Origin of the sequence: Pseudomonas sp. MD330_10 (assembly GCF_042610415.1) — a bacterium.
In the GTDB taxonomy this organism is placed as follows: Bacteria; Pseudomonadota; Gammaproteobacteria; order Pseudomonadales; family Pseudomonadaceae; genus Aquipseudomonas; species Aquipseudomonas rhodesiae.
Genome location: NZ_JBHGZU010000020.1, coordinates 16,175 through 37,365, shown reverse-complemented (window position 1 = coordinate 37,365; position 21,191 = coordinate 16,175). Strand labels below are relative to the sequence as shown.

General features: G+C 62.1%; 21 protein-coding genes and 2 pseudogenes. 10 read left to right on the top strand and 13 right to left on the bottom strand.

Annotated elements, in window-relative coordinates:
- Positions 1–2: 2 nt before the first annotated feature.
- The 6 genes from codA to ACFZPT_RS23085 all read right to left on the bottom strand — a co-directional run bounded on the left by codA (position 3) and on the right by ACFZPT_RS23085 (position 6,159).
- Positions 3–1,238, bottom strand: coding sequence for a cytosine deaminase (codA, locus tag ACFZPT_RS23110; protein WP_034096840.1), 1,236 nt, complete (start codon positions 1,236–1,238; stop codon positions 3–5).
- A gap of 27 nt (positions 1,239–1,265) precedes the next feature.
- Positions 1,266–2,471 carry a PucR family transcriptional regulator gene (locus ACFZPT_RS23105; RefSeq protein WP_379555773.1) on the bottom strand — a complete coding sequence of 402 codons (1,206 nt, stop codon included), beginning with the start codon at positions 2,469–2,471 and terminating at the stop codon, positions 1,266–1,268.
- A complete protein-coding gene (gene codB, locus ACFZPT_RS23100; protein WP_034096842.1) occupies positions 2,468–3,736 on the bottom strand; it encodes a cytosine permease in 1,269 nt (422 codons plus the stop codon). The genes ACFZPT_RS23105 and codB overlap by 4 nt, the downstream gene beginning before the upstream one ends.
- A 191-nt stretch (positions 3,737–3,927) precedes the next feature.
- The gene (locus ACFZPT_RS23095; protein WP_099313195.1) at positions 3,928–4,551 is read right to left on the bottom strand and encodes an NUDIX hydrolase; all 624 of its coding nucleotides are present in this window, start codon (positions 4,549–4,551) and stop codon (positions 3,928–3,930) included.
- Positions 4,552–4,647: 96 nt separating this feature from the next.
- Entirely contained in the window at positions 4,648–5,004 is a 357-nt protein-coding gene (queD, locus tag ACFZPT_RS23090; protein ID WP_003173033.1) for a 6-carboxytetrahydropterin synthase QueD, read from the bottom strand.
- A gap of 75 nt (positions 5,005–5,079) precedes the next feature.
- A complete protein-coding gene (locus tag ACFZPT_RS23085) occupies positions 5,080–6,159 on the bottom strand; it encodes a hypothetical protein (RefSeq protein WP_034112872.1) in 1,080 nt (359 codons plus the stop codon).
- 193 nt (positions 6,160–6,352) lie between these two features.
- Here ACFZPT_RS23085 and ACFZPT_RS23080 point away from each other — a divergent pair, with 193 nt between their 5' ends.
- The 4 genes from ACFZPT_RS23080 to ACFZPT_RS23065 are packed head-to-tail and all read left to right on the top strand — an operon-like array spanning position 6,353 to position 8,950.
- The gene (locus ACFZPT_RS23080) at positions 6,353–6,655 is read left to right on the top strand and encodes a PepSY domain-containing protein (RefSeq protein WP_034096845.1); all 303 of its coding nucleotides are present in this window, start codon (positions 6,353–6,355) and stop codon (positions 6,653–6,655) included.
- Entirely contained in the window at positions 6,655–6,966 is a 312-nt protein-coding gene (locus ACFZPT_RS23075) for a PepSY domain-containing protein (protein WP_034096846.1), read from the top strand. Before ACFZPT_RS23080 ends, ACFZPT_RS23075 begins: the two co-directional genes overlap by 1 nt.
- Entirely contained in the window at positions 6,966–7,634 is a 669-nt protein-coding gene (locus ACFZPT_RS23070; protein ID WP_034096847.1) for a response regulator transcription factor, read from the top strand. The genes ACFZPT_RS23075 and ACFZPT_RS23070 overlap by 1 nt, the downstream gene beginning before the upstream one ends.
- Positions 7,631–8,950: a sensor histidine kinase gene (locus ACFZPT_RS23065; protein ID WP_034096848.1), complete on the top strand. Its 1,320-nt coding sequence runs from the start codon at positions 7,631–7,633 to the stop codon at positions 8,948–8,950. Before ACFZPT_RS23070 ends, ACFZPT_RS23065 begins: the two co-directional genes overlap by 4 nt.
- Before the next feature lie 51 nt (positions 8,951–9,001).
- Here the strand turns inward: ACFZPT_RS23065 and ACFZPT_RS23060 are convergent, their stop codons facing one another.
- Together ACFZPT_RS23060 and ACFZPT_RS23055 are read right to left on the bottom strand one after the other, a co-directional pair.
- Positions 9,002–9,757 (bottom strand): methyl-accepting chemotaxis protein, encoded by a 756-nt coding sequence (locus tag ACFZPT_RS23060; protein WP_371264007.1) that lies wholly within the window; start codon positions 9,755–9,757, stop codon positions 9,002–9,004.
- 102 nt (positions 9,758–9,859) lie between these two features.
- Positions 9,860–10,930 (bottom strand): annotated as a pseudogene (locus tag ACFZPT_RS23055) (HAMP domain-containing protein); the annotation flags it as partial.
- Positions 10,931–11,400: 470 nt separating this feature from the next.
- On the opposite strand from ACFZPT_RS23055, the gene ACFZPT_RS23050 reads away from it, so the two are divergent.
- From ACFZPT_RS23050 to ACFZPT_RS23040, 3 genes and pseudogenes are all read left to right on the top strand, one after another.
- Positions 11,401–12,720 carry a Na+/H+ antiporter family protein gene (locus ACFZPT_RS23050; RefSeq protein WP_167389905.1) on the top strand — a complete coding sequence of 440 codons (1,320 nt, stop codon included), beginning with the start codon at positions 11,401–11,403 and terminating at the stop codon, positions 12,718–12,720.
- A gap of 94 nt (positions 12,721–12,814) precedes the next feature.
- Positions 12,815–13,636: pseudogene (locus ACFZPT_RS23045) on the top strand (cache domain-containing protein); the annotation flags it as partial.
- A 36-nt stretch (positions 13,637–13,672) separates the two neighbouring features.
- Positions 13,673–14,494 (top strand): methyl-accepting chemotaxis protein, encoded by an 822-nt coding sequence (locus ACFZPT_RS23040; RefSeq protein ID WP_373873678.1) that lies wholly within the window; start codon positions 13,673–13,675, stop codon positions 14,492–14,494.
- On the opposite strand, the gene yegQ is transcribed toward ACFZPT_RS23040, so the two are convergent.
- Positions 14,495–15,814: a tRNA 5-hydroxyuridine modification protein YegQ gene (gene yegQ / locus ACFZPT_RS23035; RefSeq protein ID WP_034096878.1), complete on the bottom strand. Its 1,320-nt coding sequence runs from the start codon at positions 15,812–15,814 to the stop codon at positions 14,495–14,497. It lies immediately after the preceding gene.
- Between the two features lie 270 nt (positions 15,815–16,084).
- On the opposite strand from yegQ, the gene ACFZPT_RS23030 reads away from it, so the two are divergent.
- Positions 16,085–17,152 carry an AI-2E family transporter gene (locus ACFZPT_RS23030; protein ID WP_034096852.1) on the top strand — a complete coding sequence of 356 codons (1,068 nt, stop codon included), beginning with the start codon at positions 16,085–16,087 and terminating at the stop codon, positions 17,150–17,152.
- 10 nt (positions 17,153–17,162) lie between these two features.
- On the opposite strand, the gene ACFZPT_RS23025 is transcribed toward ACFZPT_RS23030, so the two are convergent.
- The 3 genes from ACFZPT_RS23025 to ACFZPT_RS23015 all read right to left on the bottom strand — a co-directional run bounded on the left by ACFZPT_RS23025 (position 17,163) and on the right by ACFZPT_RS23015 (position 18,207).
- Complete coding sequence (locus ACFZPT_RS23025) at positions 17,163–17,342, bottom strand: hypothetical protein (RefSeq protein ID WP_034096853.1); 180 nt, start codon at positions 17,340–17,342, stop codon at positions 17,163–17,165.
- A gap of 91 nt (positions 17,343–17,433) precedes the next feature.
- On the bottom strand, positions 17,434–17,628 hold the full coding sequence (locus ACFZPT_RS23020) for a hypothetical protein (protein ID WP_003173044.1): 195 nt from the start codon (positions 17,626–17,628) through the stop codon (positions 17,434–17,436).
- Between the two features lie 225 nt (positions 17,629–17,853).
- Positions 17,854–18,207 carry a hypothetical protein gene (locus ACFZPT_RS23015; RefSeq protein WP_034096854.1) on the bottom strand — a complete coding sequence of 118 codons (354 nt, stop codon included), beginning with the start codon at positions 18,205–18,207 and terminating at the stop codon, positions 17,854–17,856.
- Positions 18,208–18,363: 156 nt separating this feature from the next.
- On the opposite strand from ACFZPT_RS23015, the gene ACFZPT_RS23010 reads away from it, so the two are divergent.
- Complete coding sequence (locus ACFZPT_RS23010) at positions 18,364–19,182, top strand: shikimate 5-dehydrogenase (RefSeq protein WP_099313197.1); 819 nt, start codon at positions 18,364–18,366, stop codon at positions 19,180–19,182.
- Positions 19,183–19,762: 580 nt separating this feature from the next.
- Here ACFZPT_RS23010 and ACFZPT_RS23005 read toward each other — a convergent pair.
- Complete coding sequence (locus ACFZPT_RS23005) at positions 19,763–20,413, bottom strand: YceH family protein (RefSeq protein WP_034096856.1); 651 nt, start codon at positions 20,411–20,413, stop codon at positions 19,763–19,765.
- 117 nt (positions 20,414–20,530) lie between these two features.
- On the opposite strand from ACFZPT_RS23005, the gene ACFZPT_RS23000 reads away from it, so the two are divergent.
- Positions 20,531–21,040, top strand: coding sequence for a DUF1993 family protein (locus ACFZPT_RS23000; RefSeq protein ID WP_099313198.1), 510 nt, complete (start codon positions 20,531–20,533; stop codon positions 21,038–21,040).
- The last annotated feature ends 151 nt before the right edge of the window (positions 21,041–21,191 follow it).

Here is a 21,191-nt window from a genome sequence, read left to right as displayed (position 1 = left end):
GCTTACATGAACGCGACCTGGGCCGGCTGGCGTTTCATCAGTACTTTGCCGTTGCGGATCGAGTAGAGCGGCAGGCCCTGGCTGCGGATTACCTCGTAGTCGCTGTCTGCCGAGAGGATCAACAAGTTGGCGGGGCGCCCAGGTTCCAGGCCGTAGCGCTCGCCCAGGGCCATCGCCTTGGCGCTGTTGTCGGTGACCAGGTCCAGAGCACTTTGCAGGTTGCGATAGCCGAGCATGTGGCAGATATGCAGACCGGCTTCCAGCACGCGTAGGATGTTGCCGTTGCCCAGGGGGTACCAGGGATCGACGATGGAGTCCTGGCCAAAGCACACGTTCATGCCGGCCTCCAGTAACTCGTTCACTCGGGTCACACCCCGGCGCTTCGGAAAGCTATCGAAGCGCCCTTGTAGATGGATGCTCTCGGTGGGGCAGGAAACGAAGCTGATGCCGGAATGCCCCAGCAGGCGAAAGAGTTTGGCGCAGTAGGCGTTGTCGTAGGAGCCCATGGCGGTGGTGTGGCTGGCGGTGACGCGTGCGCCCATGTCGCGGCTGCGGGCTTCTTCGGCAAGCACTTCAAGAAAACGTGAGTGCGGGTCATCGGTTTCGTCGCAGTGCACGTCCACCAGGCAGCCGGTGCGTTCGGCCAGGTCCATCAGGAACTTCACCGAACTCACGCCCTGGTCGCGGGTGTATTCGAAGTGCGGAATGCCGCCGACCACATCGGCACCCAGACGGATGGCTTCCTCCATCAATTCGCGGCCGTTGGCGTAGGACTCGATGCCCTCCTGGGGAAACGCCACGATCTGCAGATCGATCAGGTGTGCGCTTTCCTCGCGCACCTGCAACATGGCCTTGAGCGCCGTGAGCTGCGGGTCGGTGACGTCGACGTGGGTGCGTACATGCTGGATGCCGTGGGCGGCCAGGGCTTGGATGGTTTGTTTGGCGCGGGTGCGGGTGTCTTCCTGGGTGATCGTGGCTTTGCGTTCGCCCCAGCATTCGATGCCTTCGAACAAGGTGCCGCTCATGTTCCAGCGTGGCTCGCCGGCGGTGAGAGTGGCATCGAGGTGGATGTGCGGTTCGACAAAGGGCGGGATCACCAGGTTGCCGGCAGCGTCCAGATCATCGGTCCCCAGGGATGGCACGTTGGTTTGTGCGGTGATGCTGGCGATCCGGCCGTTTTCCAGGTGCAGATCATGCAGGCCTTCACGGTGGCGCAGGCGGGCGTTGATGATGTGCATGGGCAAGTTCCTCTTGGCTAAAAACAATCAGGCAGACAGCCGCCAGATCATCAGGGCGATACCGATGTCCAGGCGGTCATAGGCGTTGTCCAGCGTCAACCCGCACAGGGCTTCGATGCGCTGGATTCGGTGTGTCAGGGTGTTGCGATGTACGGCCAGGCGCTGGGCGGCGGCCATCAGATTACCATTCTCGTGAAACCAAGCTTCCAAGGTCGGCATCAAGCTGGGGCCGTGCTGCAAGTCGTGACGCAGCAAAGGGCCCAGGCGCTCCTTGAGGAATTGGTCGAGCAGCGCGCGATCACGCACCCCGCTGAGCAACTTGAGCACTCCCAGTTCGTCGTACACGCACAGCCCGGCGCGCTCGCGGAAGCGTCGCGCGGCGGCCAGGGCCTGACGCGCTTCATCCTGGGCCTGGGCCAGGCGGGCCGCCGGGTGCGCGGCGGCGCTCAGGCCGATAAACAATTTGAGCGGGGCCAGGCGCAGGTTCAATGGGCTCAACCACTGCGCCAGTTGGTGGCGGTTGGCCAAGGCGGCCACAGCGTCCGGCGCCGGCAGCAGCAGGGTCCATTGCCCGGCGCGACCCAGGATCGGTACGGTCGGCGACCACTGGCGCAAACGCCGACCAATCGCGTCGTGTTGCCCCGTTAGGTGCGCCTCCACCTGCGCCGCATCGCCCTGGGCAAACAGCGCTTCACTGCCCTCCAACTGCAACTGCACGACCTGCCAGTGCCCCGTCAGCGGCATGCCCAATTGCGCGGCGCGGTGCAGCAGGATGTCCAGGGACTGATAATCACCGGCCAGCAAGCGCTCCAGCACATCGTGCCGCGAGCGTCCCAATTGCTCGGACTGGATCAGCGCCGAGCCGATGGCTTGGGTCACCAGCACCATCTTCAGCGAATAGGGCTGCTCGATCAGCGGCATACCGGCAGCAGCGGCGGCGTCCAGCACGCGCAGGGGGATGGCCTGGATATACGTCGGCCCGGTGAGCACCACCAGCCCGGCGACCTGGCGTTGACAGGCCTCCTCCGGCAGTTGCAGCAGGTTGGCCTCATCGCGGGGATGGTTGATACCGGTGACAAACACCAGCTCACCGCCCAGCACCCATTCGGCGATCCCGCTGTTTTCCGCCACATAGGGCCAGCGCACGGGGTTATCCAGGCCCGTCTGGCCGGCACGCAGGGTCAGGGATTCCAAACCCGGCAGCGCCAGCACATCGGCGACGGTCAAGCTCATGCCTGGACGTCAGCCAATGGCGCACGTACCCGCAGGAGGGCGCTCAATATGATGTAGGTCAGCGATGCCGCGACAATCCCTACCAGCGGCGCTACCCACGGCGAGTTGAAGGCCAGCACAGTGCCCACCGCGTAGGCGAGGAGCCCCGGCCAGTTGAACGCGGGCAAGCGTGTTTGCGCCAGGCGTGGGTATTGACCACGGTAGCGGTAGAAGAAGTCCGCCATGATCACCCCTCCGATCGGCGGGATCACCGTGCCTAGCAAGATCAGGTACGGCACCAGCATGTCGTACATGCCCAGCAGCGCCAGCAGGGTGCCGATCACCGCGCCGGCGAGGGTCACGGTCTTGCGGCGTTTGGTGCGCAGCAAATTGCAGCCGGCCACCGCGAAGTTATAGATGGTGTTGTCCTGGGTGCTCCAGATATTGAGCAGCAGCATCGCCATCGCAGCCATGGCAAAACCTTGCAACAGCAACACTTCCACCACATCCGGCTGTTGATAGACGATGGCGCCATAAGCACCGATCAGCACCATCAACCCATTGCCGACAAAGAAACCAATCAGGCTGGCCAGCACCGCCACCTTGGCCGAGCGGGAAAACCGCGTCCAATTGGTAGCCTGGGTCGCGCCGCTGACAAAGGTGCCGAACACCAGAGTAATGGCCGTGGACAGATCGAGTTGACCGGTTGGCACCACCGCCAGCAACCCTTGCAGTCCGCCGACTTTCACCGTAGCCACCCACATCGACAACACCAGCAGGATGCCCATGGCCGGCACTGCGATGTACGACAGGATCTCCAGCCCGCGATAGCCCACGTAGGCGGTGGCGCAGAACACCAGGCCGAACAGCACCATCAACACCAGCACGCTGCCCTGGCTCAGTTCGAAATACTTGCCGAGCACCACGGCGGCGGTGGCGGTGCCCCAGGCGTACCAGCCGATCTGGGTAAAACCGAGGATCAGGTCGCTGAGCTTGCTACCCACCTCGCCAAAGCAGAAACGCCCCATCAACACCGAGTTCAAACCGCTCTTGAAGGCGATATAGCCCAGGCCTGCGGCGTAAATACCCAATAGCAGGTTACCGAGGGCCACTACACCGAGCATCTCGGTGAAACTGAACGCCACCCCCAATTTGCCGCCGGCAAACATGGTTGCGGTAAAAAAAGTGAAGCCCAGCAGCACCATGGCGGTGGACGCCAGGCCTTTACGTGCATGCATCGGGACTTCGCTCAAGGGGTAGTCATTGCCGGATTCTTGCTGCGTCATGTGCCTTGCTCCCTGAATGAGTGACGCAGGCCCATTGCACCACGCGTGCCAAGCCGACAGCAGTGGTGGACGCACGGCGCCGGTTGTGCAGCATGCACAATTTTGCGCGCCAAACAGGAGGGCTAAGCTCAAAGCACTGTTCGCCATGCCCAGTAGGGCACGAAAGCGGTGCAGGGGTGATACAAAATGGATCAGTCGAACAAGGTCTGTGTGGTCTCGCCGCGATGAAACGCAAACGCCGCCTGCAGATCGCTTTCGATGGTGCGCCCACGGGACAATGGCGGCAGGTCGTCCAGGCTGAAAAAGCCCACCTCAGTGGTTTCGACACCAGCTACCGGCGCTGACTGATCGATGGGCTCACACAGGAAATACAACTTGTAGAAGTCCCGCACATCCGGCCGATACAAGCCTTTGGCTTTGTGCGTCACGCTGTACAGCGCCCGCGCCGTTACTGTCAGCCCGGCCTCTTCATAAATCTCTTTGATGATGTTTTCCGACGCCGACAGGCCAATATCGGCATAACCCCCCGGTAGCGCCCAGCAACCGTCGGTGGCTTCGCGCACCAGTAAAATCCGCTCCCCCTCGATGACGGCACCGCGCACGTCAATCATCGGCGTCGAATAGCGCTGGGCGAAATCCGGCACCAGACCGGTGATGCGCTCAAGGGGCACATCGCCCAGCTGCGCAAGCATGCTGTGGGCGATCCGGGCGATTTCTTCCAGGCGTTCGCGCTCGAAATCATCGGTGCAAAAATGCAACCCCGTGGACGCCAACGCTTGCAGGCGCTTGGCCTGGGCCAGCCAAGTGTTCTCCATCGCATTCTCCTTGATTGCATGCAGAGGGCTGGCTGAAAGGGTGCAACGCCAGGCACAAAAAAACCACCGCAAGGGTGGTTTTTTTACCGCGCCGGTTTATTCGCCGCGGTAGATGCAGCCGCTGGTGCAGGTTTCGTGGATACGAATCGCGCTCAGCTCAGGCAGCAACGGTTTGAGTTCATTCCAGATCCACTTGGCCAGCACTTCGCTGGTGGGGTTTTCCAGGCCGGGAATGTCGTTGAGGTAGTTGTGGTCCAGACGTTCGTAGAGCGGCTTGAAAATCGCCTTGATCTCCGAAAAGTCGCGAATCCAACCGGTATGGGGATCCAGGTCGCCACTCAGGTGGATCGCCACCTTGAACGAATGTCCATGCAGGCGCCCGCATTTATGGCCGTCCGGCACGTGCGGCAGGCGGTGGGCGGACTCGAAGGTAAATTCTTTGAAGATTTCCACAGTGTTTTAAGCTCGGTCAGTATCTGGCAGGCGGCGAGTTTAACAGCTTGCTCCCTCGCCGCGCATACCGCTGGGTCACAGCGCCTGCAAGCGTTCGCCCAGGCCGCCGTTGTCGGCCAACTGCAGAAACTCGTCCCCCAGCCGCCGGCTCTCGCTCATCGCGGTTTGCCAGTACTTGTGGCGGCTCGGGTCGTCGCCCATAAAGCGTTTGAAGTCGCTGCGGTCCGGCAGTTTGCCGTGGGGCAGGCGCGCCAGGTAGTCCCTTGAGGGCGCGAGCAGTAACACATCCTGTAAGCCCTGAGGGTTGCTGCGCCGCCACGGCAGGCCCTTGTCGAACCAGCCGGGGATGACCCGGTCGGTGAAGTGCGGGTACAGCACGATGTCGTCGCCGTGGTAGGGCAGGTCGAGGTGGTAGTCCAGCAGGCCGCCGTCGCGGTAGGTGCCTTGGCCCGCGCCGGGCAGGTCGCGTACGCCTTGCATCACCATGGGGATCGAGCCCGACGCCAGCAGCGCCTGGCGCAGGTTGCCCACTTCCAGTTCGAGGAAGCGCGATGGGAAGTCCTTGAGCGGATGCACCGGCGGCGGCTGGCGCGGGTCGTGGACGATCAGGCGTTCGAAGTGCCGCGACAGACGTGCGCGACCGCGCAGGTTGTCGGCAATCACCGACGACAGGCCCAGGCCCAGGCGTCCGCGATGGTCATCGGCGAGCAGGCCGTGGCTTTTGACCACCATGATGTTGAGTCGGTAGTCGGGGTTGTCCAGCACCCGCGCATCCCGGCCGGCCAGCAGGTCGTCGAGCATGCGCACGCAGCTCTGGCTGACTTGGGCCATGGTCACGCCTTTGGCGAAATGTTGCGCGTTGTACAGGCGACCGAGGTCCAGCAGGCCCTGCACCGGGTCGGGCAGGCACGCGCTGGCAAAGCGCCATGAGCCGATGGACGCGCCGATCAGCGCGCGCTGCCGTGGCGCACGCGGCAGCCAGTCGCCGAACAGCGCCAGGTCCAGGCCCTGGATGCCCAGGGCCTTGGGCCCGCCGGCCGCGCCGGGAAGAATGCCGACATCCGCCGGCTTTAGGCCCTGCTCACGAATGCGTGCCAAAGCGCGCGTGCCGGCCTTGAGGGTCAGCGCGGGGAATTTGATGTGGATGGCTGTCATACCGATCTCTGTTGAAGCGGGGTGTAGGAGCACGCGTGCTCGCGAAAAACGTTAACCATACCGCGTGAATCCGGAATAAACACCGTCGTTTGTCGCGTCGGCTTGGAATTGCCATGGTGGCAATTCAGTTTCAGTTAAGTTGCAGTCGTTACCGTGTCCGGCGTAGGAAAACATTGTGTAACGGAGACTTATCATGAAGCGCCTCACAGCTCTGGTCGCCGCCGGTATCATCGCTTCCACGGCGACCCAGGCCGGAGCCGTGGACCCCGACAAACCACTGACCGTGCCTGCCACTGTTACAATTGTCGCCTTCGATCAATTGGAAGCCACCGCCCTGGCCCTGCACCCTGGTTCGACCTTACTCGACACCGACCTGGACGAGGCCTATGGCAAGTACATCTATGAAGTCGAACTGCAAGACCTCGACGGCATTGAATGGGATGTTGAATTGGACGCGCTCACCGGGCAGGTTCTCAAGAATCATCAGGATACGTAATGAAGGTAAATTTACGCGCCAGCAGCCGATGGCCGCTGGTGCTCATGGTGTTCTGCTCAAGCCTGGCGGCGCGCGACCTCAATCAAGATGAAGCCCTGGCGCTGCGGCAGCAGGGCGTGATCCTGCCGCTGGAACAGCTGTTGCAACAGGCCATGGCGCGCCATCCCGGCTCGCGCCTGCTGGAAGCCGAGCTTGAAAAAAAACACGGGCAATATGCCTATGAAGTGGAACTGGTGACCACCGACGGCGTGGTGCGCGAAATCAAGCTGGACGCCACCAGCGGCGTGCTGATCAAAGACGAGGAAGACTGATGCGCCTGCTTCTGGTGGAAGACAACGTACCCCTGGCCGATGAACTGCTGGCCGGCTTGCAGCGCCAAGGCTATGCCGTCGACTGGCTGGCCGATGGGCGCGACGCCGCATACCAGGGCCGCACCGAGCCCTACGACCTGATCATCCTCGACCTCGGCCTGCCCGGTCTGCCGGGGCTTGAGGTGCTGGCGCAATGGCGCGCGGCGGCGCTGGCCACCCCGGTGCTGGTCCTTACTGCCCGCGATTCCTGGGCCGAGCGTATCGAAGGGCTCAAGGCCGGTGCCGATGACTACCTGAGTAAACCCTTTCATCCCGAAGAACTGCACCTGCGCATCCAGGCGTTGCTGCGTCGTTCCCACGGTCAAGCCAACCAACCCACCCTGCAAGCCGCCGGCCTGCACCTCGACGAGGGGCGCCAGTGCGTGCTGCGCGATGGCGAAGAGGTCCAACTGACCGCCGCCGAGTTTCGTCTGCTGCGCTATTTCATGCTGCACCCTGAGCAAATCCTGTCCAAAAGCCATCTGGCCGAGCATCTGTATGACGGCGAAACCGAGCGCGATTCCAATGTGCTGGAGGTGCACGTCAATCACCTGCGCCGCAAGTTGGGCCGCAGCGTGATCGAAACCCGGCGCGGCCAGGGTTACCGGTTTGGCGCCAACCCCGCATGAGGTCGATTCAACGGCGCCTGAGCCTGGGGCTGATCAGTGTGATGGTGATCGTCGGCGTGGTGCTGGCGCAGACCAGTCTGTGGTTGTTCGAAGCCGGTCTGCAGCGATATCTGGAGGCAGGGCTGCGCAACGACACGGAAAACCTGCTGGTAGCGCTGGTGCGCGGGCCCAACGGCGTACAGCTGGACGAGCATCGTCTGTCACCGGCTTACCAGCGGCCGTTTTCGGGCCACTACTTTCGTATCGATTTTGCCGACACCCACTGGCGCTCTCGCTCACTATGGGATCAGGAACTGCCGCGCCTGCCCGAGGCGGGTCTGAAGGGCAACCTGCAGCTGGGGCCTGAAGGCCAGCAACTGCTGGTGCTACGTTCGGACTACAAGCGCTTTGGTCAGTCGATTTCCATCAGCGTGGCCCAGGATTACACGCCAGTGCGCGAAAGCTTTCGCCTGATGCGTCAGATCGGTCTGGTGCTGGGCTTGGCGGCGTTGCTGCTGGTGCTGGTGCTACAACGGGTGACTGTGCGCCGCGCCTTGCGCCCGCTGGAAACCGCGCGCAACCAGATCGCCCAATTGCAGCAAGGCCAACGCTCGCAGCTCGACACTCAGGTGCCGTTGGAGCTGGAACCGCTGGTGGCGCAGATCAACCACCTGCTGGCCCACACCGAAGACAGCCTCAAGCGTTCCCGCAATGCCCTGGGCAACCTTGGCCATGCGCTGAAAACCCCATTGGCGGTATTGCTGAGCGCGGCATCCAGCGAGGCGCTCAAAGACCATCCCAAGCTGAGCGCCTTGTTGCGCGAGCAATTGGAGCAAGTGCAGCAACGCCTCAATCGTGAACTGAACCGCGCCCGTCTGGCTGGCGAAACCCTGCCCGGCGCCTTGTTCGACTGTGAACAGGAACTGCCTGGCCTGCTCGCCACCTTGAACATGATCCATGGCGAACACCTGGACCTCAGCTACCATGCCGCCCCCGGCCTGCACTTGCCTTGGGATCGCGAAGACCTGCTGGAGTTGCTGGGCAATCTGCTGGACAACGCCTGCAAATGGGCGGATGCCGAGGTGCGCCTGAGCATTGATGAAACCCCCCACAGCTATTGGCTTGCGGTGGAAGACGACGGCCCCGGCATCCCCGAAGCCCAGCGAGATCAGGTGCTCAGCCGTGGCGCGCGCCTGGATGAGCAGATCGACGGTCACGGCTTGGGCCTGGGGATCGTGCGCGATATCGCCGAGGTGTGGGGCGGGGTGTTGCGGTTGCAGGATAGCCCCTTGGGCGGTTTGAAAGTGCTGGTCGAATTACCCAAGCGCCATGCCTGACAGGCGGCAAACGGGAGCAAGCTCCCGCCCACCCTGGGTGGTCTTCAAGCGTCAGACTCGGAACTGATCCATCAGACCCTGCTGTTGATTGGCCAGGCTGTTCAGCGCCTGGCTCACCCGCGCCGACTCATTGGCCTGTTCCGACAGCGATTCGGTCACATCGCGGATGGTCGCCACGTTGTGGTTGATCTCTTCGGCGACGGCGCTTTGCTCCTCCGCGGCACTGGCGATTTGCAGGTTCATATCGCTGATCACGGTGACCGCGTCGCCGATCTGGCGCAATGCGGTGACGGCCTGGCCGACCTGTTCGACACTGCCCTGGGCCTGGCGATAACTGCTGCCCATGGCACCGACCACGTCGGTGGTGCCGCTCTGCAAGTGCTCGATCACCAGGCGGGTTTCCTCCACCGATGCCTGGGTGCGTTGCGCCAGGTTGCGCACTTCGTCGGCCACTACTGCGAAGCCACGTCCGGCCTCACCGGCACGGGCGGCTTCAATCGCGGCATTGAGCGCCAGCAGATTGGTCTGCTCGGCGATGCCTCGGATCACTTCCAGCACCGAACCGATCTTCTCGCTGTTGGCCGAAAGGCCTTCGACCTGGGTCATGGCGGTGCTCATGTCCGCCGCCAGTTGACCGATATTGGCGGTGGTGCGGTCGATCACGTTGAGGCCATCGCGCGTCGCCTGGTCGGCCTCGCGCGCTGCCTGAGCCGCCTGTGCCGCGCTGCGGGCCACGTCCTGGGCGGTGGCGCTCATTTCATGGGAAGCGGTGGCCACCTGGTCGACCTGGCGGTACTGCTGCTCCATGCCGGCGCTGGTCTGGGTGGCGATCGCGGCCGACTGGTCGGCGGTGCCACGGGCGTCTTGTACCGAGCGTTTGACCTCGGCAATGATCGGCTGCAGTTTGTCGAGGAAACGGTTGAACCAGCCGGCCAGTTGCCCCAGTTCATCGCGTTTGTCATAGGCCAGGCGCCGCGTCAGGTCGCCTTCGCCGCTGGCGATGTCTTCGAGCATGTGCGCCACCCCCAAGATCGGCCGGGTCACGCTGCGCGCCATCAGCCATACCAGAATCAGGCCGATCACCGCTGCCAGCAGGCCCAGGCTCAGTTCCAGCAGGGTGCCGCGCGTGTTGTCCGCATCCATTTGTGCCTTGAGGGCTTCGGCGGGACCTACCAGGACTTTTTCCGGCACGTCCAGCAATACGCCCCATGGCTTGCCGTCGGGAATCGGTGCGAACGGCGCCAGCACTTTCAGTTGATGTTCGGTGTGCAGGCTGCTGATGCCCGTGCTGCCGGCCAGGGCTCCGATCAGTTGAGCGCCGCTGCGGCGGTCGACCTGGTCCAAACGCTGGCTGAGTTTGCTCGCGTCCGCGCTGTAGCCGGCGAGCAGGCCGGTGGGGCTGAGGATGCTGACCTGTGTCTGGCCGTCGTACAGCTTGGCGCTGGCTTGTTGGCTCACGGCCTGCAAACTGTTGAGGTTGATGTCCACCGACAGCGACGCGATGACTTTGCCGTTGGCCATCAACGGAAACACGATGCTGGTCATCAGTACGTTCTGGCCGTTGATCACATAAAAGTAGGGTTCGATCACGCAAGGCTTGAGGGTGCTGCGCGGGCAGGTGAACCAGGCGTTGGCCTTTTCGCCACTAGGGCCGACGGTGGTGTCGGTCATGTCGCTTTCCGGCAATGCCATGGAGGTCAACTGGCCGGGTGTCGGCTGCGACCAATACAGTGCGAAGCGGCCCTTGTCGTTGCTGCCCAGCTCGGTTTGGCCGGCGAACAGCTCATCCTTGCCGTCCAGCGCATTGGCTTCGAACACCAAGGACAGACCCAGCAGGTCCGGGTTGGCCTGCAACGCGGCTCTGACTTGGCGGGTCAGGTCTTCGCGGGTGTCGAAGGCGTCCAGAAAGCGTTTCTCCGCCTGCTCGCGCAAGAACAGCACCTGGCGGGCAAAGCCATGGCCATATTGATAAGCGTCCATGAATTGCCGACGGATACCCAGCGCCTGCACCTCGCCCTGGGCCTCGATACGCGCCTGGGCGGCTTCATTGAGCATCTGCATGCTGGAGGCTTTGACCTGCTCGGAACTCTGCTCCATGCGGTACAGCGACAAACCCACCAGCAGGCTCACGATTCCCAGCAGGCAGAGGCCGGCGAGCAGGGTGATTTTCCATTGAATGGAGAGTTGTCTGAGCGACATCGGACATCCTTACCTGAAAACACAAAGAGCCCGTTTATCGGCCGCAGGAAGATTTTCTTTATTCAAACGATCAATTTAAACCTGCCGGAGCGGCGCGTCCCTCGGCAGCGGCTTTTGACATGGGGCCGCGCCTGCTGCAAAGTGCCCGCCCTCTAATAAGACCTCCTTGAAGCCTGCACACTGGCCGCCCTCCGATGGGGCGCTGGGACGCGGGCATGCCTGTTTTTCTGTTTCTGCTTGAGGTAACCATGATTAACGCAGTCATCGCCGCGGTCGGCACCATGCTGGTGCTTAGCCTGTCCCGCGTGCATGTGGTCATCGCCATTATTGTCGGCGCCCTGGTGGGCGGTCTCACCGGCGGCCTGGGGATCGAAGCCACCCTCAGCGCCTTCAACGGCGGCCTCGGTGGGGGCGCGACGGTGGCGTTGTCCTACGCCTTGCTCGGTGCATTCGCGGTGGCCATCGCCAAGTCCGGCCTGGCCCATGCCCTGGCCGACAAGGCCCTGCTGTTGGTGGACCGCCAGGACGCCAGCGGCGGCAGTCACGTCAAATGGCTGCTGATCGGTCTGCTGTGGGTGGTGGCGATTGCATCGCAAAACATCCTGCCGATTCACATTGCGTTTATCCCGCTGCTGGTGCCGCCGCTGCTGTATGTGCTGACCAAGCTGCAATTGGATCGGCGCTTGATCGCCTGTGTGATGACCTTCGGCCTGATCACGCCGTACATGTTCCTGCCGGTGGGCTTCGGCAATATCTTCCTTAACCAGATCCTGTTGGCCAACGTGGCCAAGAGCGGCGTGGACGTCAGCCAGGTCAACGTGACCCACGCCATGGGCCTGCCGGCGCTGGGCATGGTGGTTGGCCTGCTGGTGGCGGTGTTTATCAGCTACCGCAAAAAGCGCGTGTACGACCTGGCGAAAATCGAGCGGGTCGAGCAGGTGGCGGTGCAGTACAACCCGCTGACCCTGCTGGTGGCCGGCGTGGCGATTGCCTCGGCGTTCATCATTCAGCTGTGGCTGGATTCGATGATCATCGGTGCGCTGGCCGGGTTCCTGATCTTCTCGGCCTCGGGGATTGTGCGCTGGCGCGAGACCGACGACCTGTTCACCGAAGGCATGAAGATGATGGCAATGATCGGCTTCATCATGATCGCCGCCTCGGGGTTCGCCGAAGTGCTCAAGGCCACTGGGGACGTGCGTTCGCTGGTGGAAACTTCGGCCGCGTTCATCGGCCATAGCCGTGGGGTCGGCGCGCTGCTGATGTTGCTGGTGGGCCTACTGGTGACCATGGGGATTGGTTCGTCGTTTTCCACGGTGCCGATCCTGGCCGCGATCTTCGTGCCGTTGTGCGTGCAGTTGGGCTTCAGTCCGCTGGCCATTGTGTGCATCGTTGGCACGGCGGGGGCCCTGGGCGATGCCGGCTCGCCTGCGTCGGACTCCACCCTCGGTCCGACTTCCGGCCTGAATATCGACGGTCAGCACCACCACATCTGGGACACCGTGGTGCCGACATTCCTGCACTACAACATCCCGTTGCTGGCTTTTGGCTGGCTGGCGGCGATGTCCCTTTGACCCCATGCCTCTGTAGGAACGAGCGCGCTCGCGCCTACAGATAGTTTTCCATCGGCCGATAACCTCTCAAGTCGCTTAATAAGAGAGAAAAGCCATGCGTCTGAGTCTGAAGGCCAAAGTCCTGTCCCTCGCCGTTGTGCCGGTGTTGCTGTTCGCGCTGGTCATCAGCCTCACTACGGTGTGGATCCTCCAGGGCCAGGCGCGCAGTGAGGTGGATGAAACCCGCCAGCGCTTGCTCAATAACGCTAAGGCCACTTTGCAAAGTTACGTGGAAGTGGCTATGAGCACCGTCAAGCCGCTCTACGATGCCGCCGCGCCCGGCGATACGGCGGCGCGGGCCGAGGTGGTCAAGCTGCTGTCCAACATCAGCTACGGCAAGGACGGTTACTTCTTCGGCTACGACTCCGAGACCATCCGCCTGTTCAAGGGCAATAGCCCCGACGGCGTGGGCAAGAGTTTCAAAGACAACCGCGACCCCAATGGCGTCTACGTCAACCGCGACCTGGTCAAGGTCGGCAAGGACGGCAGCCATTACCTGCAATACAGCTCGACCCAGCCGGGGCAGACCGAACTGGTGCCCAAGCTTGGCTACACCGATTACCTGCCCAAGTGGGATATGGTCATCGGTACCTCGGTCAACCTCGACGGCATCGAAGCCCAGGTGGCGGTGGTCGAGGCCAAGGTCAAAGCGCGCATGGAAGGTGTTTTGCTGAGTATCCTCGGCGTGGCCGTGGTGGTGTTGCTGGTGATCGCCGCTGCGGGCATGGTGCTGGCCAATACCATTTTGCGTCCGTTGCATTTGATGAAAGCCAACCTCGACGATATTGCCGCCGGCGAGGGTGACCTGACTCGGCGCCTGGCCATCACCAGCCAGGACGAGTTGGGCGAGCTGGCCGGCGCGTTCAACCGGTTTGTCGACAAGATCCACGGCCTGGTGCGCCAGATCACCGAAATGACCGCTCAGCTCACCGGCCTGGTGGGCCAGGTGTCCGACCAGGCCCACCGCTCGGAGCAGGCCATGGAGCGCCAGCGCCACGAGACGGACCAGGTCGCCACCGCCATCAATCAAATGTCGTCCGCCGCCCAGGAAGTGGCGCGCAGTGCCCAGGGCGCCTCGGTGGCCGCGCAGCAGACCGACGCCGAAGGCCAGGCCGCCAAGCGCGTGGTGGACGGCAGCATCGCGCAGATCCACGCGTTGGTGAACGACATCCGCAGCAGCGGCGTGTCCCTCGACAGCCTGCAACAGGATGTGACGTCGATTGTCAGCGTGTTGAGTGTGATCCGCTCGATTGCCGAGCAGACCAACCTGTTGGCCCTTAACGCCGCCATCGAGGCCGCGCGGGCCGGGGAGGCCGGTCGTGGCTTTGCGGTGGTGGCCGACGAAGTGCGCGCCCTGGCCAGCCGCACCCAGACCAGCACCCAAGAAATCCAGGGCATGATCGACCGCCTGCAAACCGGCACCGAAGCCGCCGTGGAAGCCATGCGCCGTTCCAGCGAGGCCGGCGATGGCACCTCGGCCCAGGCCAACCAGGCCGGAGCGTCGCTGGACACCATGGCCCAGCTGATTGCCACCATCAATTCAATGAACGCCCAGATCGCCAGCGCCGCCGAAGAACAAACCGCCGTGGCCGAAGAGATCAACCGCAGCGTGCATCAGATTGCCTCGGCGGTGGACAGCGTGGCCGATGAAACCCAACTGGGGGCCCAGACGTCGCGCAGCCTGGCGGACCTGGGCCAGCGCCTGGGGCAACTGGTCGGTCAGTTCAGGATCTGATCAAACGTCGCGCATCAACAAGCCAAAGCGCAAATCCATCTCAACGGGCAGCGGTATATACACCGTGTGCCCGTCCCCGGGCGCTACGTCGATGGCTTCGTCCTTGGCGTTGCGCAGGCCGCCCAAGTCGAAGTGAAAATTGCCGGTGGGCGTCATCAATTCCAGGTGATTGCCCACGGCGAAGCGGTTCTTGACCTTGACCTCGGCCAGCTCGCCCCGGCGTTCGCCGGTCAGTTCGCCGACAAACTGCTGGCGCTCGGAGACGGAACTGCCGTTCTGGTAGTTCTGGTACTCATCGTGGACGTGCCGGCGCAGGAAACCTTCGGTGTAGCCGCGCTGGGCCAAAGAGTCGAGGTCGGTCATCAGGTTGCGGTCGAACGCGCGACCGGCCACTGCATCGTCGATGGCGCGGCGATACACCTGGGTGGTGCGCGCGCAATAGAAGTGCGACTTGGTGCGGCCTTCGATCTTAAGCGAGTGCACGCCCATATGGGTCAGGCGCTCCACATGCTGCACGGCGCGTAAATCCTTGGCGTTCATGATGTAGGTGCCGTGCTCGTCCTCAAACGCAGGCATCTGCTCGTCGGGGCGGTTGGCTTCCTGTAACAGAAACACCTGATCGGTGGGCGCACCGATACCCAGGGTCGGTTCCGGCGCGTATTGCTGCACGATCTCGCCGGTGGCGTTTTCCACCGCCGGAGTGGCCTGGTACTTCCAGCGGCAGGCATTGGTGCAGGTGCCCTGGTTGGCATCGCGCTTGTTCATATAGCCCGAGAGCAGGCAGCGCCCGGAATACGCCATGCACAGGGCGCCGTGGACAAACACTTCCAGCTCCATGGCCGGCACCTGCTCACGGATTTCGCCGATCTCCTCCAGCGACAATTCCCGCGACAGAATCACCCGGCAGATCCCTTGCTGCTGCCAGAACTCCACGCTCGCCCAGTTCACCGTATTGGCCTGCACCGACAAGTGAATCGGCATCTGCGGAAAGTGTCGGCGCACCAGCATGATCAGCCCTGGATCGGACATGATCAGCGCATCCGGGCCCATGGCAATCACCGGTGCCAGGTCCTTGAGGAAGGTCTTGAGCTTGGCGTTGTGCGGCGCGATGTTCACCACCACATAGAAGCGCTTGCCCTGGGCATGCGCTTCCTGGATACCCAGGGCCAGGTTGGCGTGATCGAACTCGTTATTGCGCACCCGCAGGCTGTAACGCGGTTGGCCGGCGTACACCGCATCGGCGCCGTAGGCGAAGGCGTAGCGCATGTTTTTCAGGGTGCCGGCGGGGGCGAGCAGTTCGGGGGCGATAACAGTGGGCATGGCGTAGGGTCGCAAAAAGGCGCGAGAGTAGTGCAGGGCGGGCGCAGGTTTATTGATCCAAGTCATTGAGACCACTGCTGTGCAAAGCAACACGCCCGCATTCGCGAACACGGTTATAAAAGCTTAGGAGAAGACGATCCGGGTGCTCTTGAGTGGGGTCCAAGGCGGGGAGTTCGCGGGCGTGCGATAAATAAGGGCACTCCCAGGTTTCGCAGCGGACTAAGCATCAGGGCCTACACAGGCCCAATGCTTTTCTGACATGGACCGGACATGAACCAAACCACCCTGCAATTCAAAACCCTGTTGTTACTGCTGGTCCTGGTGACCGTTGCCTTTATCTGGATATTACTGCCGTTTTACGGCGCGGTGTTCTGGGCGGTGATCCTCGGCATTATCTTTGCGCCCATGCAGCGCCGCGTGCAGCTGAAATTCGGCTGGAACCGTAACCTTACCTCCCTGGCCACCCTGACTGCGTGTTTGATCGTCGCGATTTTGCCGGTGATCATCACCAGTGCCTTGTTGGTACAAGAGGGGGCCACGCTGTACAAGAACATCGAAAGCGGCAAGCTGGATGTGGCGGGCTATATCGAGCAGTTCAAGAATTTCCTGCCGCCGTACTTCCAGCATCTGCTGGATCGCTTCGGCATGGGCAACCTGGAAGGGCTGCGTGAGAAAATCGTAAAAAGCGCGATGCAGGGCAGCCAATTTTTCGCCACTCAGGCGTTCAGCTTCGGTCAGGGCACCTTCGATTTTCTGGTGAGCTTTTTCATCATGCTGTATCTGCTGTTTTTCTTTTTGCGCGACGGCCCGGAGCTGGTACGCAAGGTGCGCACCGCCGTGCCGTTGGCCGAACCGCAAAAGCGTCGCCTGCAGCTCAAGTTCAACCGCGTGGTGCGGGCCACGGTCAAGGGCAACGTGCTGGTGGCCGTGACTCAGGGCGCGTTGGGAGGGTTGATTTTCTGGTTCCTGGACATTCCCAGCGCGCTGCTATGGGCGGTGCTGATGGCATTTCTTTCACTGCTGCCGGCGGTGGGCGCGGGCATTGTATGGGGGCCGGTGGCGGCATATTTCCTGATGAGCGGGGCGATCTGGCAGGGCGTGGTGCTGGCGTTGTTCGGCGTGTTTGTGATCGGCCTGGTGGACAACGTGCTGCGCCCGATCCTGGTGGGCAAGGACACCAAGATGCCGGATTACCTGATCCTGATCTCGACATTGGGCGGCTTGTCGGTGTTTGGCCTTAACGGGTTTGTGATCGGACCGCTGGTGGCGGCGCTGTTCATGTCCAGTTGGGCGCTGTTTGTCGAAAGCAAGCCGCGGGTCAAGTTGCCATTGCCGTAAACCGGTAGCGTCAGGCTTCCAACTGGTAGGTGGTGGCTTTCAATTGGTGTTCCGCGGCCTTCAACGATGTCAGCGGGCCGGTGATCGGCTCGCCTTCGCGTACCAAGTACCAGCAAGCCAACACCCCCGAGGCGCGCAGAGCGGCGGGGACGGCACTGCCGATGACGGACATGATATGAACAGTGGGCATAAGGACCTCCAATCGTGGTAGGGGTCACCTTACGGGCCATGGCGGCTGAGGAAAAATCAACTGTCTCGATAGTCGACATTGATGCCACGCGTCAGTCCACCACTTGATCCAGCATGCTCACCACTTCCTGCTCGTTGAGCAGGCCCTTGCGCACCAGGTTTTCCGCAAGCAAGGCGAGGAACTTCGCGCTGCGGTGACCTTCCAGGTGCTTGAGTTCGGTCAGGGCGCTGTACACCTTGCTGGAGGTGCAAAGGCCGGCGGTGCGGTGTGGGTTTTGTGTGGGCATGGTTAATCGTCCTTAATTGTTATTGGGTGGACAGGCTCGATAGTGAAAGGGTTATGTGACGCAAACATGACAGCGCGAGCCCTGTTCGAGCAAGTAGACATTGGTGTCTATCATGTGCGATTGCGCACCAGACATTGTCTCCATAGCGACCTTGACGCGATAAAACCGGACCCGGCGCAAAAAAAAGGCCTCGCACGATTGCGAGGCCAGTTTCAGATCGAACAGTTACCAGCCACGACGGTAGTAACCATGGGGCGGGCCATAGTAACCGCGCGGTGGGCCGTAATAGACCGGCGCCGGGCGGTAATACACTTGCTGTTGCACATACACAGGCGGCGGTGGAGCGTAGTAGACCGGCGGCGGAGCGGCGTAGACAGGCTGCGGCTGCACATACACCGGTTGCTGCACGTAGACTTCGCGGGGTTGGCTGGCCACCACCGAGCCCACCACGGCGGCGCCGACCAACGCACCCAAGGCAGCCGGCCCCGCCCATCCACCACCGTGGGCGGAGGCTTGGCCAGCCATAGCGAGTGCACCTACCAGCAAGGCGATCTTGGGGATTGTACGAATCATGGTCATTCCTCGGTTAGCCCCTGCGCTCGTGTCCTGCCATCAATGGACTCAAGTCATGTCGCGGGGATACTTTTAAGACAACGTATTTCTGAAAAACAGCACGGCCGCTAGGTAAAGGTTGTGTAAGGTCTGTACCGATTTGCTTACTCACAGGAGTTTTCCATGCAGATGCACCCCAACAAGGACACCCAGCTGTGCATGTCACTGTCGGCGCGCCCCGGTAATTTCGGCTTGCGGTTTCATAACCATCTGTACGAGCAGTTGGGTCTGAATTTTTACTATAAGGCCTTCAGCAGCCAGGATTTGCCCGGCGCGATCGGCGGTATCCGGGCCTTGGGGATCCGGGGTTGCGGGGTGTCCATGCCATTCAAGGAGGCGGCCATTGCCTTGGTGGACGAACTCGACGATTCGGTTCAAGCCATCGATTCGTTAAACACCATCGTCAACACCCACGGCCATCTCAAGGCCTACAACACAGACTACATCGCCGTCGAGCAACTGCTGAAAAAGCATTCGGTCCCCCAGGATTCCACCTTCGCCCTGCGTGGCAGCGGCGGCATGGCCAAGGCCGTGGCCAGTGCCCTGCGCGACGGTGGCTACGCCAACGGCGTGATCGTGGCGCGTAACGAGAGAGCGGGGCGCGCGCTGGCCCAGCACCTGGGGTACGCCTGGCAGGCGGATATGACCGGTCTGCGTCCGCAAATGCTGATAAACGTCACGCCCATCGGCATGACCGGCGGCGCGGAGGCGGAGGCATTGGCGTTTGACGCAGACATTATCGAGACTGCGCGGACTGTCTTCGATGTGGTGGCGATTCCCGCCGAAACACCGTTGATTGTGCATGCCCGAGCCAACGGCAAACAGGTAATTACCGGGTTGGAAGTAATCGCCATCCAGGCGTTGGAACAGTTCGTGCTCTATACCGGCGTGCGGCCGACCCAGGAACAATTCGAAAAAGCCGTTGCCTTCGCCCGTCTCTGAAAAAGCACTGGGAAGCTGGATATAGCTCCATCAGACATGGAGGTATTGTTCGGCTCACCGCCATCGGGGGCAAGCCCCCTCCCACAGGTTTGACCGCGTTCACTCGAGCTCGGTGGCCCAACGTTCGGCGCGCCAAGCTCAAGGCAAGTGCAGATCCAAGGTGGGAGGGGGCTTGCCCCCGATATAGGTCCATCGGGAGATGAGGGTGTTGGCTTCACACCGCCATCGGGGGCAAGCCCCCTCCCACAGGTTTGACCGCGTTCACTCGAACTCGATGACCCAACGGACGGCGCGCCAAACTCAAGGCAAGCGCAGATCCAAGGTGGGAGGGGGCTTGCCCCCGATATAGGTCTATCAGGCAATGAAGGTATTGATCGGCTCAGTGCCCTCGGGGGCAAGCCCCTTCCCACAGGTTTGACCGCGTTCACTCGAGCTCGGTGGCCCAACGGTCGGCGCGCCAAGCTCAAGGCAAGCGTAGATCCAAGGTGGGAGGGGGCTTGCCCCCGATATAGGTCTATCAGGCGATGAGGGTGTTGGCTGGCTCACCGCCATCGGCCCCCCGGCCCCACCTATTACTGTGTCAGGCCTGTTCCAACTGTGCCAAGCGTTCCTCCAGCGCGGCGATTCGCGCTTCCAGCTCTTCGATACGTTCGGCGGACACCCCGCTGGTGCCACGCTCCACCGGGCTTGCCCGCGCCGCGATAATCGCCTCGATATCCGCCGGATCGCCCAGCGCGTGGGTGTACCGGTCTTCCCGCTGCCCAGCCTGACGCGGTACCAGCACCGCCAGCCCGCGGGCGATCAGGCGTTCGAGCTGGTGCACGACCTGTTCGACGTCCTCGAAATCATGCATGCGAGCGCTGCGAGTGAGCAGTTCGTTGACCGTCTGCGGGCCGCGCAGGAACAACAACCCGATCAGGATCACCTGGGCCGGTACCAGTTCCAGCGCCTTGTCCACCCGATGTTCCCAGCGGTCGGCACGGCTGCCCATCACCAGACGAGTGAAGCCTTGGCCCTCCAGCGCACGCAGGCTCTGGCCCACCTGGCCCTGGCTGAGGTTCATCACCGGCTCGCGGCTGGTTTTCTGGTTGCAGGCCAGTACCAGAGCGTTGAGGGTCAGGGGGTAGGTTTCCGGGTTGGTCGCCTGTTTTTCGATCAGGCAGCCCAGCAGGCGGATTTCCGTGCTGTTCAGGCGCGGCTCAGGGGTATCGGTGTCGTGCTCGGCGGTCATCGCGCGTTCCCTATGCAGTGAAGGTCCTTAGCCTATCCCTGAAAAAATAAAAGACAAGCAGCGGGGATGGCTATAATCGCCGCTGGTTGCAACCCCGCCATTACCGATGAGAGTGCCATGACTATTTCCCTGTACGCCGCCTCCGTTCCTGTGTTCAAACAAATGCTCAACGCCCTGAGCGATGTGCTGAACAAGGCCGAAGCCCACGCTACGGCCAAGAACATCGAGCCCAATGCCTTGCTGCAAGCGCGTCTGTTTCCTGACATGTTCCCGCTGGTGCGCCAGGTGCAGATCGCCGTCGACTTCGCCAAGGGCGTTTCTGCGCGCCTGGCCGAGATCGAAGTGCCTAAATATGACGACAACGAAGTGACCTTCGCCGACCTGCAAGCCCTGATCGCCAAGGTGCTGGCCTTTATCGACACCCTCAAGGCCGAGCAAATCGACGGCAAGGAAGGCATCGAAATCGTCACCCGTCCAGGCACCCCGAAAGAAAAGCGCTTCAGCGGCCAAACCTACCTGCTGACCTACGGCCTGCCGCAGTTCTTCTTCCACGTCACCACCGCGTATGCTCTGCTGCGTCACAACGGCGTGGAAGTGGGCAAGCGCGACTACATGGGCGCTTTCTAAGCTCAAGCGTCAAAAAAGCCCGGTGTCGTTCCACGTTGAACGGCACCGGGTTTTTTTATGGGTGGCGGTTATGAATTCCCTGACCTTGTCGGAAAAGGTTACAGAAGGGCGGTGAACCAAGTCTTTCTGCCGCGGCACTCACCAGGCGATG